This window comes from Pseudomonas sp. FG86, from assembly GCF_057808775.1.
On the sequence record NZ_JBMDIS010000011.1, the window covers coordinates 57,768 to 70,131 of the forward strand.

Here is a 12,364-nt window from a genome sequence, read left to right on the forward strand (position 1 = left end):
GTGGTGCGGTGGTGTATGCCGTTTTGCTCGCGGATCTGTATCTAACGCGCGCATTTTGAACGCCCTACCATTGGGTCCAAGCCTATAACCTTGGCCAAATGTTTCACGTCGACAAAATAACACCCCAGGAGCCCAACAATGCCCGAACTGTCCAGCTGGCTGGCCTATGCGCTTATTTCACTCGGCATGGTGCTCACGCCCGGCCCGAACATGATTTACCTCATCTCCCGCTCGATCTGCCAGGGCCGCACGGCCGGGTTGATTTCCCTGGGTGGCGTGGCGTTGGGTTTTCTGGTTTACATGGTGTGCGCGGCCTTGGGGATCACGGCCTTGGTCATGGCGGTGCCATTTGCCTATGACGCACTGCGCTTCGGCGGTGCGTTGTACCTGGCCTATATGGCCTGGCAGGCAATTCGGCCGGGTGGGCGATCGCCGTTCCAGGTGCGGGATTTGCCCAAGGACAGCCCACGCAAACTGTTCACCATGGGCCTGGTGACGAACCTGCTGAACCCCAAGGTGGCGGTGATGTATTTGTCGTTGCTGCCCCAGTTCATCGACCCGAACGGTCATGGCAGTGTGCTGACCCAATCCCTGGTGCTGGGGTTTACGCAGATTTTCATCAGCGTGAGCGTCAACGCAGTGATTGCCACCATGGCCGGCTCCATCGCGGTGTTTTTCGTCACCCGACCGGGTTGGCAGGTGGTGCAGCGCTGGCTGATGGGGTCGGTGCTGATGGGGCTGGCGGTGCGGATGGCGGTGGAAGGGCGTCGCTGAACCGGACGTTACAGGATCGCCTTCAGGTAATCCTTGAGTGCGTTGAGTGGGGCATTGAGTTCGTGCAGTGTCGATGCTTGGCGCACATCCAACGTCAGCCGTTGCAGCTCGCGACCCATCACGGTATTCACGCCGCCCAAGGAGCTGAGTGCCACTGCCAGGCATTCGTCCAGTTTTTGCTGGATGATATTGATCTCGCCGTTGCGGACCAACAGCCCGAATACCTCGCGCTCGTATTCGCTCATGATCGGGTCATCACGCAGTATCGGACTCTCACCTTCTGTTTCATAGGCCAGTTTGTGCGAGAACAAGGCGACTGCTTCCAGTTGCAATTCCATGGTGTTGTTTACCTTAATGTGTCGCCAGCAGGCGCCTCAGGCAACCGGCTGCAAAGCTTCCATTTCACTTAGCCAGGTATCGAAGCGACTGCACTGTTCGCGTATCGCTGGCAGGCCGATTTCAATGGCCGCCAACGAGCCGTGCAGCGGCTTGTCGTAACCCGCATAAAGCGTCTTAAGCCTTTTGCTCGGCGCCGTCATCGGGCTGTTATTGATGGTTTCCGGCGTTTCAAACTCATTCCGTATGTGCATAAACCGATCTTCAAGGTTGGGCTGGTTGATGCCCGTGGCAAGTCGCCGTGGACAACTGAAAAGCAAACCTTCGAATTCGTACATCTGCACATAGGGAATGAATCGGCGCATGGCGTCATCACCTAATTCGATCGCTAGCCTTTCCACCATGGCTTCTAGCAGGCAATCGGCTTTTTCATCCATGGAGTTTTTGCCGGCGGCATTCGCTTTTCCAGGAAACTCTTCGGGCAGACCATAAAAATCAAAGAACGTGGTGCAATAGGCTTGGCGGTCGCCGAGCAGGCGTTTTTCAACATCGGTGAGCAGGCGCTCAAAGCGAAAGTTGCCGCCTTTGTGGCCTGGTTTACCGATCAGCGCTGGCATCAGGTAAATACCCAAGTGGTGAAAGGCTTGAGCCAACACTTCGTTGATGAACATCTCCTCTGTCTGGCCCTCGCAAATGACGTGCACTCGAATCATTTACGCGGCCTCCCGCCCAAGATGTTTTTCTCCCACAACTCGCCTACTGAGTAGTCGTCTAACCACGTTTCGAAAGCTTTTTCGTCCAGGCGCTTGAAGACAGTTGCTCCCTTTTCCCGCTCAACGATGATCAAGTCATCGAGAGAGAACTCGTTTACCAGTGGGACTGATTGCGTTGAAACAATCACCTGCATTCGCGTAGAGGCAGACCGTAACAGCGAACCTAGCAAAGTGATTGCATAAGGGTGCAGGCCTAACTCCGGCTCATCGATGATGATCGTCGATGGTGGGTCGGGCTGGAGGAGGGCGGTTACCAGGCACATGAAACGAATCGAGCCGTCCGAGAGTTGACTGGGCCAGAAGGTGTAATCGCTGTCCTTTTGTCGCCATTGCAAATTGATCAGTTCTTCTTGTGTGTCTAAGCGCACCGGACGGAGTACAAAATCGTCGAAGAACGGGATCGCCAGTTGGATGGTCTTGCGGATCTGGTCGTAGACTTCAGGCGTCTCAGTGGATAGGCGATGCAGATAAGCCGCTAGGTTCGAGGCGTCGGGCCTTAGGTAGTCGTTGATGTGAACAGGGCCGTAGCGTTTGACACTTGCTGTTTCGCTGGTGTCATGGAAGTGAAAAACCTTCCAGCTGGAAATCGATTCATAGCAGTACGCTACGACGTTATTTTTGTAAGGGGCTTGGAATTGTTTTACGTCGAACGCTTTTTTGAGTTTGGCCTCTTGGTGTCCTGAGCCGAGGGGAATCCATTCAGACCCATACATGGGGCCTTCAAAAAAAAGTCGTTCATTGGCAAAAACAAACCCTCCATCAACGGTCGACTCCAGCTCGAACTCATAACCGTTAAGGCCAAAGTGAACGTAGGAGAAGATCTTCGTCGTTTCCTTCACCCCGAAGCTGACAATTCGATCTGCCTTGCCTTGTTGGGTGGTCCATGTCTGTAGGCGCGACTCCATCATTTCGCTGAGCATACGAAAGTAAGCAACGAAGCTGCTCTTGCCTGCGCCATTGGCACCCAGCAGTACGTTCAAGCTTTCCAGGCGGAAGTCGTCAAGGTTCTTGATTGACTTAAATCCCTTGATCGTCAGCCGACTGATGGGGTTCTTTGTGCTCATTGCTGCTTGATTCCTTTAGCGCCGCTATGCGTCGAGACCAGGCTGCTGTCATTGATAGCTGTCGCGGAGTTTGCCATTGATTTCAGAGACTGGCTCGTCACTTGATAGCTTCATCCTAACGCTAATCTTTTCTACCTAATACCAACGCTTTGAGTGGTGGCAATTGCGGCTAAGACAGCTGAGGCAAGCCAGCGACCACTTTTCTTCAGGCGAAAAAAAAGACCTTGAATTTCAAGGTCTTTTTTTAAGATGGTGCCCCGAGGGAGACTCGAACTCCCACTCCTTTCGAAAACGGATTTTGAATCCGCCGCGTCTACCAATTCCGCCATCAGGGCTCAATGGCGGCGAAGTATAGAGATGAGATTACCGTTGGTCAATCACGTTTCATGGTCAATTTTGACTATTTCCGCTAGACTTCCCGGCCCTGCTAGACGAACCCCATCATGCGCGTTGCTGACTTTACTTTTGAGCTCCCTGATTCGCTGATCGCTCGCCACCCTTTGGCCGAGCGTCGCGCCAGTCGACTGCTGACCCTGGACGGGGTGAGCGGTGCCCTCGCACACCGTCAATTCACTGATTTGCTTGAGCATTTGCGCCCAGGCGATCTGATGGTGTTCAACAATACCCGGGTGATTCCGGCGCGGCTGTTTGGCCAGAAAGCCTCCGGCGGTAAGCTGGAAATTCTGGTGGAACGGGTGCTGGACAACCATCGCGTGCTGGCCCATGTGCGTTCCAGCAAATCGCCCAAACCGGGTTCGACGATCTTGATCGATGGCGGTGGCGAAGCCGAGATGGTTGCGCGCCATGATGCGCTGTTCGAACTCAAGTTTGCCGAGGAAGTGTTGCCGCTGCTGGAGCGCGTCGGCCATATGCCGTTGCCTCCTTATATAGATCGCCCCGACGAAGACTCGGACCGCGAGCGCTATCAAACGGTGTACTCGCAACGCCTGGGGGCGGTTGCCGCGCCGACTGCCGGGCTGCATTTCGACCAGCCGCTGCTGGATGCAATCGCCGCCAAGGGCGTCGAGAGCGCCTATGTGACCCTGCACGTGGGGGCCGGCACGTTTCAGCCGGTGCGTGTGGATAAGATCGAAGACCACCATATGCACAGCGAATGGCTGGAGGTCAGCCAGGACGTCGTGGACGCGGTTAATGCGTGCAAGGCGCGTGGCGGGCGCGTCGTTGCAGTGGGCACTACCAGTGTGCGTTCCCTGGAGAGCGCGGCGCGCGATGGCGTACTCAAGCCGTTCAGTGGCGACACCGATATCTTTATTTACCCAGGCCGGCCGTTTCACGTGGTCGACGCCCTGGTGACCAACTTCCATTTGCCGGAATCCACGCTGTTGATGCTGGTGTCGGCATTTGCCGGTTATCCGCAGACCATGGCCGCTTATCAAGCCGCCATCGACAATGGGTACCGTTTTTTCAGCTACGGTGATGCGATGTTTATCACCCGTAATCCGGCGCCGCGCGGCCCAGAGGAACAACTATGAGTCGTATGTCGTTTGAATTGCTCGCCACCGACGGCAAAGCCCGTCGCGGTCGCCTGACTTTCCCGCGCGGTACGGTAGAGACCCCGGCCTTCATGCCCGTGGGCACCTACGGCACCGTCAAAGGCATGCTGCCGCGCGACATCGTCGCCACCGGCGCCGAGATTATTCTGGGCAACACCTTTCACTTGTGGCTGCGTCCGGGCACGGAAGTGATCAAGAAGCACGGCGACCTGCATGACTTCATGAAGTGGCAAGGCCCGATCCTCACCGACTCCGGTGGTTTCCAAGTGTTCAGCCTGGGGGCCATGCGCAAGATCAAGGAGGAGGGCGTGACCTTCGCCTCGCCGGTGGACGGTGCCAAAGTGTTCATGGGGCCGGAAGAGTCGATGCAGGTCCAGCGCGACCTGGGCTCCGACATCGTGATGATTTTTGACGAATGCACGCCGTACCCGGCTGACGAAGACGTCGCGCGGATTTCCATGGAGTTGTCGCTGCGTTGGGCCCAGCGCTCGAAAAACGCCCACGGTGACAATACCGCGGCGCTGTTCGGCATCGTCCAGGGCGGCATGCATGAAAGTCTGCGCAAGCGCTCACTGGAAGGCCTCGACAAGATCGGCTTTGACGGTCTTGCCATTGGCGGCCTGTCCGTGGGCGAACCCAAGCACGAAATGATCAAGGTGCTGGATTATCTGCCGGGCCTGATGCCCGCTGAAAAACCTCGTTACCTTATGGGCGTTGGCAAACCGGAGGATCTCGTAGAGGGTGTGCGCCGCGGTGTGGACATGTTCGATTGCGTGATGCCAACCCGTAATGCCCGCAATGGGCATCTGTTCATCGATACAGGCGTGCTGAAGATCCGTAACGCGTTCCATCGCCATGATGAATCGCCGCTGGATCCCACCTGTGACTGCTACACCTGCCAGAACTTCTCCCGTGCTTATCTGCACCATCTGGACAAGTGCGGGGAAATGCTGGGTAGCATGTTGAATACCATCCACAATTTGCGTCACTACCAAGTCCTGATGGCTGGTTTGCGCGAGGCTATTCAACAGGGTACATTGGCCGCCTTCGTCGATGCCTTCTATGCCAAGCGCGGGCTCCCTGTGCCGCCCTTGGACTGAGTTTTCCGACCCTAAGATTCACTATTTGCAACTGGAGTGCTAAATGAGCTTTTTTATCTCTAACGCCATGGCTGACGCCGCTGCGCCTGCTGCTGCCGGCCCTATGGGCGGTGGTTTCGAGTGGATTTTCCTGGTCGGTTTCCTGGTCATCTTCTACCTGATGATCTGGCGTCCACAGGCCAAGCGCGCCAAAGAGCAGAAAAACCTGCTGGGCAGCTTGCAGAAAGGTGACGAAGTCGTGACCACTGGCGGTATCGCCGGCAAGATCACCAAGGTTTCCGACGCTTTCGTGGTCCTGGAAGTCTCCGACACCGTAGAAATGAAGTTCCAGAAGGGCGCTATCGCCGCCACGCTGCCTAAAGGCACGCTCAAAGCGATCTAAGCAACAACCTTTACCAATCGACGGGGCGCGCAAGGCGCCCCGCGTTATAAGCGGGCGGCGTGATGCTGAACAAATACCCTCTGTGGAAATACGTACTGATCCTGGCGGTGCTGGCGATCGGTTTTATTTATTCCGCTCCCAATCTCTATCCTGATGACCCTGCGATCCAGATATCTGGCGCCAGCACTTCGCTGAAGGTCAATCAGGCTGACCTGGAACGCGCGAGCAAGGCGCTCACCGATGCGGGCATCCAGGTCAAGGCGGCAACGTTGGCAGCTGATGCGAAAGGCGGCTTGTTGCGCCTGACCGAGCAAGAAGACCAATTGCCGGCCAAGGATGTTGTGCGCAAGGCCATGGGCGACGACTACGTTGTCGCGCTCAACCTGGCACAGACCACGCCAAAATGGCTGCGCAGCATTGGCGCGCACCCGATGAAGCTGGGTCTGGACTTGTCCGGTGGTGTGCACTTCCTGCTGGAAGTGGACATGGACAAGGCCCTCGACGCACGCCTCAAAGTCTACGAAGGCGACGTGAAGAGCCTGCTGCGTAAAGAGAAGTTGCGTTATCGCAGCCTCCCGCAGCTCAACGGTGCCATCCAGCTGGGCTTCTCTGACGAAGCGTCCCGCGAACAGGCCCGTGCGCTGATCCGCAAGAACTTCAACGATTTCGACATCGTACCGGCCGACCTCAATGGTCAACCGGTACTGCGTCTGGCGATGACCCCGGCCAAGCTGGCGGAAATCCGCGAATACTCGATCAAGCAGAACTTGACCACGGTACGTAACCGCGTCAACGAGCTGGGTGTGGCCGAGCCGATCGTTCAGCGTCAGGGCGCCAACCGCATTGTGGTTGAGCTGCCGGGCGTGCAGGACACCGCAGAAGCCAAGCGTATCCTGGGTAAAACCGCCAACCTGGAATTCCGCCTGGCCGCCGAGCCGGGTGCTTCCAAGGCCACTTCCGAGACTTTCGAGTTCCGTGAAGGTAACCGCCCTCCGGCGCAGATCGAGCGTGGCTTGATCATTACCGGTGACCAGGTCACCGACGCGAAGGCCGGTTTCGGCGAGCACGGTACCCCTGAAGTGAACATCCGCCTGGATGGCCACGGCGGCGAACTGATGAGCCGCGCCACGCGCAGTAACGTCGGTCGCAGTATGGCGGTGATCTTCATCGAGCAACGTCCGATCACTACCTACACCAAGCAAATGGTCAACGGCGTCGAGAAAGACGTGCCGGTACAGACCTTCAAGGAAGAGAAGAAGATCATCAGCCTGGCGACCATCCAGTCGCCGCTGGGTGCTCAATTCCGCATCACTGGCCTGAACGGCCAGGGCGAATCCTCGGAGCTGGCCCTGTTGCTGCGTGCCGGTGGCTTGGCTGCACCGATGTACTTCGCTGAAGAACGCACCATTGGCCCGAGCCTGGGCGCCGACAACATCACCAAGGGCGTCGACGCAGCCTTGTGGGGCATGCTGTTCGTTTCGCTGTTCATCATCGCCATCTACCGCTTCTTCGGCATCATCGCCACCGTGGCCCTGGCGGGCAACATGGTGATGCTGCTGGCCTTGATGTCGCTGCTGGGCGCTACGCTGACCCTGCCAGGTATCGCCGGTATCGTACTCACCATGGGTATGGCGGTGGACGCCAACGTGCTGATCTTCTCGCGGATTCGTGAAGAGATCGCCGCCGGCATGACCGTACAGCGTGCAATCAACGAAGGCTTCGGCCGGGCATTTACCGCGATTCTCGACTCCAACCTGACCACATTGCTGGTCGGCGGGATTCTCTTTGCCATGGGCACCGGCCCCGTCAAAGGTTTTGCGGTAACCATGTCCCTCGGTATCTTTACCTCGATGTTCACGGCCATCATGGTGACCCGCGCAATGGTCAACCTGATCTTTGGCGGGCGTGACTTCAAGAAGTTGTGGATTTAAGGGGCTGCCATGTTACGTACAATCAACTTCATGGGCGTTCGCAATATTGCGTTCGGCGTCACCGTGCTCCTTACCGTTCTGGCGTTGTTCAGCTGGTTCCATAAGGGCCTGAACTACGGTCTGGACTTCACCGGCGGTACGCTCATCGAGCTGACCTACGAGAAGCCGGCCGACGTTACCCTGGTGCGCAGTGAGCTGGTCAAGGCCGGCTATCACGAAGCCATCGTGCAGAGCTTTGGTGCAACCACTGACCTGCTGGTGCGTATGCCTGGCGAAGACCCACAACTGGGTCATCAGGTCGCCGAAGCCTTGCAGAAGGTCGGCGGCGATAACCCGGCGTCGGTCAAGCGCGTCGAGTTCGTCGGCCCTCAAGTGGGTGAAGAGCTTCGCGACCAGGGCGGTCTCGGCATGCTGATGGCGCTGGTCGGCATCATGATCTACCTGGCCTTTCGCTTTCAGTGGAAGTTCGGCGTCGGCGCCATTGTGTCGCTGATCCACGACGTGGTCGTGACCGTGGGTATCCTGGCGTACTTCCAGATCACCTTCGACCTGACCGTGCTGGCCGCGGTGCTGGCGATCATTGGTTACTCGCTCAACGACACCATCGTGGTATTCGACCGGGTTCGTGAGAACTTCCGGGTGCTGCGCAAGGCGACGCTGATCGAGAACATCAACATCTCCACCACCCAGACCCTGCTGCGGACCATGGCGACGTCGATCTCCACCTTGCTGGCGATCGCGGCCCTGATGATCTTTGGTGGCGACAACCTGTGGGGCTTCTCCCTGGCATTGTTTATTGGCGTCCTGGCGGGTACCTACTCGTCGATCTACATCGCCAACGTGGTACTGATCTGGCTGAACCTCAACAGCGAAGACCTGATCCCTCCGGCCAGCACTGGCAAGGAGGTCGACGACCGTCCTTGATGGGCGTTTGTTGATCAGCTGTTACAAAAAAGGCACGAGTATTGAACTCGTGCCTTTTTTTTTGCTCCAAGGCTGGGTATAGCGCGGATCTTTCGGTCCGTTTGTGATGGTCAGGAGGTTCAACGTGAACAAGTCGTTACTGGTTGGTGCGGTATTGGGTGCTGTCGGTGTAACTGCCGGGGGTGCTGTTGCCACCTACAGCCTGGTAAAAAGCGGCCCTGAGTATGCGCAAGTGCTGGCAGTGCAGCCGGTGAAAACCCAGATTAAAACGCCTCGCGAGGTCTGCAAGGACGTCGCAGTGACCCGGCAGAAGCCGGTGCAGGATCAACACCAGATCGTCGGTACGGTGGTCGGTGCGCTGGCTGGTGGCTTGTTGGGTAACCAGATCGGCGGCGGTAATGGTAAGAAGCTGGCCACCGTGGCCGGTGCTGTCGGTGGTGGTTACGCCGGTAACAAGGTTCAGGAAGGCATGCAGAACCGCGATACCTACACCACCACGCAAACGCGCTGTAACACCGTTAACGACATCAGTGACAAGGTAGTCGGGTACGACGTGCGTTACACCTTGGATGGCAAGGAAGGCTCGGTACGTATGGACCGTGATCCAGGCGGCCAGATTCCGGTCGACAAGGAAGGGCGTCTCGTCCTGGGCCAGAACCAGCAGTAATCCCAAAGCCTGGTTCAGTTCAAGGTATGGGAGGGGCCCCCTCCCATATTTGTTGTGTGTTGCTAGTGGTCTTCAAATCCCAGGCATAAAAAAAGCACCCCGAGGGGTGCTTTTTTGTGCTCGCTCGCTTAGCGCTTCAGCGAGGCTGGCAGGTGCGGCTGGATCGCCGTCAGGACTGCCTTGAAGCATTTGGTGTTGCCGGCAACGACGTGGCCTTTTTCAAGGAAGTCATGGCCGCCGGTGAAGTCGCTCACCAGGCCGCCTGCTTCCTGAATCAGCAGGGCGCCTGCAGCCATGTCCCACTCGGACAGGCCTGATTCCCAGAACGCATCGAAACGGCCGGCAGCCACGTAGGCCAGGTCCAGGCTGGCTGCACCGGCGCGGCGGATGCCGGCGGTCTGGCCAACCAGGGCGCGGAACATGCCCAGGTAGTTTTCCAGGTTGTCCATCTGGTCATCGCGGAACGGGAAGCCGGTGCCCAGCAGGGCGCCGTCCAGGCTGGTGCGACCGCTGACGCGCAGGCGGCGGCCATTGAGCTGGGCGCCACGGCCACGGCTGGCGGTGAATTCTTCCTGGCGAACCGGGTCGAGGACAACGGCGTGTTCCAGGCGGCCGCGGTATTTGCACGCGATGCTTACGGCAAAGTGCGGGATGCCGCGCAGGAAGTTGGTGGTGCCATCCAGTGGATCGATGATCCACAGGTAGTCTTCGCCTTCGCCGCTACCTTTGTGCAGGCCGGTTTCTTCACCGAGGATGCCGTGGGTCGGGTAGGCCTTGCGCAGGGCGTCGATGATTTTCTGTTCGGCGGCGCGATCCACCTCGGATACATAATCCTTGGCGTCTTTTTCGTCGACCTTGATGGTATCCAGGCGCTCGATGGAGCGGAAGATCAATTCACTGGCGCTGCGGGCGGCGCGCAGCGCGATATTCAGCATGGGCTGCATGGATGTGTCACCTAAGGTTGTTAAAGAAAGCCGAGCATTCTAGCAGAAACTTTCTTCAGGTGAAGGACGACGTGAGCTTTCATGGCATAACCTTAGGCTGTTCTGTAAGATTTGCTCCCCTTTCCTGTGTCCGAGAGCGCCTCCCTTGCTGCAAAACATTCGTGTCGTCCTGGTCAATACCAGTCATCCCGGCAATATCGGCGGGGTGGCGCGAGCCATGAAAAACATGGGGCTGACGCGCCTGGTGCTGGTCGAACCGCGCGTGTTCCCGCATCACGAGGCCGATGCTCGTGCATCTGGCGCCAATGACATCCTTGAAAGTGCCCAGGTCGTCGCCACCTTGGAAGACGCCCTGGTCGGCTGCAATCTGGTGCTTGGCACCAGCGCTCGCGACCGGCGCATTCCGTGGCCACTGCTGGATCCGCGTGAATGCGGGACCAAAGTGGTGGAAGAGGCGGCCGGTGGCGCTGAAATCGCCCTGGTCTTCGGTCGCGAAGACTCCGGCCTGACCAATGAAGAGCTGCAGCGATGTCATTATCACGTGCACATCCCATCAGACCCTGAGTTCAGCTCGCTGAACCTCGGGGCAGCGGTGCAGGTGTTGAGTTACGAGGTGCGCATGGCCTGGCTGGCTGCTGAAGGCCAGCCGAGCAAGGTCGAGAAGGATGAAGTTGCGTCGACCAAAAGTGGCGAACTGGCCACCATGGACGAGCTGGAGCGGTTCTATGAGCACCTGGAGCAAACCCTGGTGGCCATCGAATTTCTCGATCCGGAAAAACCACGGCACTTGATGGCGCGCCTGCGTCGGTTGTACGGGCGCAGCTCGGTCAGTCGAGCGGAAATGAATATATTGCGTGGCATCCTCACGGAAACCCAGAAAGCGGCCCGTGGCGAGCTTCTTAAGCGGAAGGATTAAAAATGTTCGAGCGTTTGCGAGAAGATATCCAGAGTGTTTTCCATCGTGACCCGGCAGCGCGCAATGCCTTTGAAGTGCTGACCTGCTATCCGGGCATGCACGCTATCTGGATCCACCGCCTGTCCGGTGCGTTGTGGAATATGGGCTGGAAATGGCTGGCGCGACTGGTGTCGAACTTCGGTCGCTGGTTGACCGGGATCGAGATCCATCCGGGTGCCAAGGTGGGGCGTCGCTTCTTTATCGATCACGGTATGGGCATCGTGATTGGCGAGACTGCCGAGATTGGTGATGACGTGACCCTGTACCAGGGCGTGACCTTGGGCGGCACCAGTTGGAACAAGGGTAAGCGCCACCCGACGCTGGGGAACGGCGTGGTGGTGGGCGCGGGCGCCAAGGTGCTTGGCCCGTTCACGGTAGGGGCTGGTGCCAAGGTCGGTTCCAACGCCGTGGTGACCAAGGCCGTGCCGGCCGGCGCCACCGTGGTGGGTATTCCCGGGCGGATCATCGTCAAGCCGGAAGTGGGCGATGAGCAGGAAGCCAAGCGCAAGGCCATGGCCGAGAAGATCGGCTTCGATGCCTACGGTGTCAGCGAAGACATGCCCGACCCGGTGGCGCGCGCCATCGGCCAGTTGCTTGACCACCTGCAAGCGGTGGACGGCAAGTTGGACGGCATGTGTGGCGCGCTGAAGGAGCTGGGCAGCAGCTACTGTGCGAAAGACTTGCCTGAGCTGCGCGAAGAGGACTTCGCCGAGATCAAGGACGAAGCTGCAAGCAAGGCCGGCTGAAGTCTCATCGTCACCACAAAACCCCTGTGGGAGGGGGCTACCCCGATGACGGTGGGTCAGTCGACGCATTCGTCAGCTGTCAGACCGCTATCGGGGCAAGCCCCCTCCCACATTTGATCTCCGTTGATCCAGCAATTCCCATCCGGTCCTGTTCCCGCTGTTCGTCCCCACCCCATCCTGCTATGATTCGCGCGCCCTTTTTACGGGTAATCCTGACTAAAGTACTAGGTCTTATAGTTGACTTAAATACTCGG

General features: G+C 58.0%; 13 protein-coding genes and 1 tRNA gene. 9 read left to right on the forward strand and 5 right to left on the reverse strand.

Going from position 1 to position 12,364, the window contains the following annotated elements; genetic code table 11:
* Window positions 1–138: 138 nt before the first annotated feature.
* Entirely contained in the window at window positions 139–774 is a 636-nt protein-coding gene (locus tag ACODSV_RS10190) for a LysE family translocator (RefSeq protein WP_024077308.1), read from the forward strand.
* A gap of 8 nt (window positions 775–782) precedes the next feature.
* Here the strand turns inward: ACODSV_RS10190 and ACODSV_RS10195 are convergent, their stop codons facing one another.
* The 4 genes from ACODSV_RS10195 to ACODSV_RS10210 form a co-directional block, all read right to left on the reverse strand.
* Window positions 783–1,112 carry a hypothetical protein gene (locus ACODSV_RS10195; protein ID WP_102624133.1) on the reverse strand — a complete coding sequence of 110 codons (330 nt, stop codon included), beginning with the start codon at window positions 1,110–1,112 and terminating at the stop codon, window positions 783–785.
* A gap of 36 nt (window positions 1,113–1,148) precedes the next feature.
* Window positions 1,149–1,823 carry a DUF4276 family protein gene (locus ACODSV_RS10200; RefSeq protein ID WP_150054765.1) on the reverse strand — a complete coding sequence of 225 codons (675 nt, stop codon included), beginning with the start codon at window positions 1,821–1,823 and terminating at the stop codon, window positions 1,149–1,151.
* Window positions 1,820–2,947, reverse strand: coding sequence for an AAA family ATPase (locus ACODSV_RS10205; RefSeq protein WP_150095522.1), 1,128 nt, complete (start codon window positions 2,945–2,947; stop codon window positions 1,820–1,822). Before ACODSV_RS10205 ends, ACODSV_RS10200 begins: the two co-directional genes overlap by 4 nt.
* Before the next feature lie 250 nt (window positions 2,948–3,197).
* Window positions 3,198–3,282: transfer RNA gene (locus tag ACODSV_RS10210), tRNA-Leu, on the reverse strand.
* A 108-nt stretch (window positions 3,283–3,390) separates the two neighbouring features.
* On the opposite strand from ACODSV_RS10210, the gene queA reads away from it, so the two are divergent.
* The 6 genes from queA (at window position 3,391) to ACODSV_RS10240 (ending at window position 9,465) form a co-directional block, all read left to right on the forward strand.
* Window positions 3,391–4,440: a tRNA preQ1(34) S-adenosylmethionine ribosyltransferase-isomerase QueA gene (gene queA, locus ACODSV_RS10215; protein WP_024077304.1), complete on the forward strand. Its 1,050-nt coding sequence runs from the start codon at window positions 3,391–3,393 to the stop codon at window positions 4,438–4,440.
* Window positions 4,441–4,445: 5 nt separating this feature from the next.
* The gene (tgt, locus tag ACODSV_RS10220) at window positions 4,446–5,561 is read left to right on the forward strand and encodes a tRNA guanosine(34) transglycosylase Tgt (RefSeq protein ID WP_003238437.1); all 1,116 of its coding nucleotides are present in this window, start codon (window positions 4,446–4,448) and stop codon (window positions 5,559–5,561) included.
* Between the two features lie 43 nt (window positions 5,562–5,604).
* Window positions 5,605–5,943 carry a preprotein translocase subunit YajC gene (yajC, locus tag ACODSV_RS10225; protein WP_003175975.1) on the forward strand — a complete coding sequence of 113 codons (339 nt, stop codon included), beginning with the start codon at window positions 5,605–5,607 and terminating at the stop codon, window positions 5,941–5,943.
* A gap of 62 nt (window positions 5,944–6,005) precedes the next feature.
* Window positions 6,006–7,874 carry a protein translocase subunit SecD gene (secD, locus tag ACODSV_RS10230; RefSeq protein WP_150054767.1) on the forward strand — a complete coding sequence of 623 codons (1,869 nt, stop codon included), beginning with the start codon at window positions 6,006–6,008 and terminating at the stop codon, window positions 7,872–7,874.
* Between the two features lie 9 nt (window positions 7,875–7,883).
* Complete coding sequence (gene secF, locus ACODSV_RS10235; RefSeq protein WP_024077301.1) at window positions 7,884–8,798, forward strand: protein translocase subunit SecF; 915 nt, start codon at window positions 7,884–7,886, stop codon at window positions 8,796–8,798.
* Between the two features lie 124 nt (window positions 8,799–8,922).
* The gene (locus tag ACODSV_RS10240; protein ID WP_024077300.1) at window positions 8,923–9,465 is read left to right on the forward strand and encodes a glycine zipper 2TM domain-containing protein; all 543 of its coding nucleotides are present in this window, start codon (window positions 8,923–8,925) and stop codon (window positions 9,463–9,465) included.
* Between the two features lie 128 nt (window positions 9,466–9,593).
* Here the strand turns inward: ACODSV_RS10240 and suhB are convergent, their stop codons facing one another.
* A complete protein-coding gene (gene suhB / locus ACODSV_RS10245; protein ID WP_003175971.1) occupies window positions 9,594–10,409 on the reverse strand; it encodes a type III secretion system regulator SuhB in 816 nt (271 codons plus the stop codon).
* A gap of 145 nt (window positions 10,410–10,554) precedes the next feature.
* Here suhB and trmJ point away from each other — a divergent pair, with 145 nt between their 5' ends.
* Both trmJ and cysE read left to right on the forward strand, forming a co-directional pair.
* Complete coding sequence (gene trmJ / locus ACODSV_RS10250; protein WP_150054768.1) at window positions 10,555–11,325, forward strand: tRNA (cytosine(32)/uridine(32)-2'-O)-methyltransferase TrmJ; 771 nt, start codon at window positions 10,555–10,557, stop codon at window positions 11,323–11,325.
* 2 nt (window positions 11,326–11,327) lie between these two features.
* Window positions 11,328–12,110 carry a serine O-acetyltransferase gene (gene cysE, locus ACODSV_RS10255; RefSeq protein ID WP_024077298.1) on the forward strand — a complete coding sequence of 261 codons (783 nt, stop codon included), beginning with the start codon at window positions 11,328–11,330 and terminating at the stop codon, window positions 12,108–12,110.
* Window positions 12,111–12,364 lie beyond the last annotated feature (254 nt).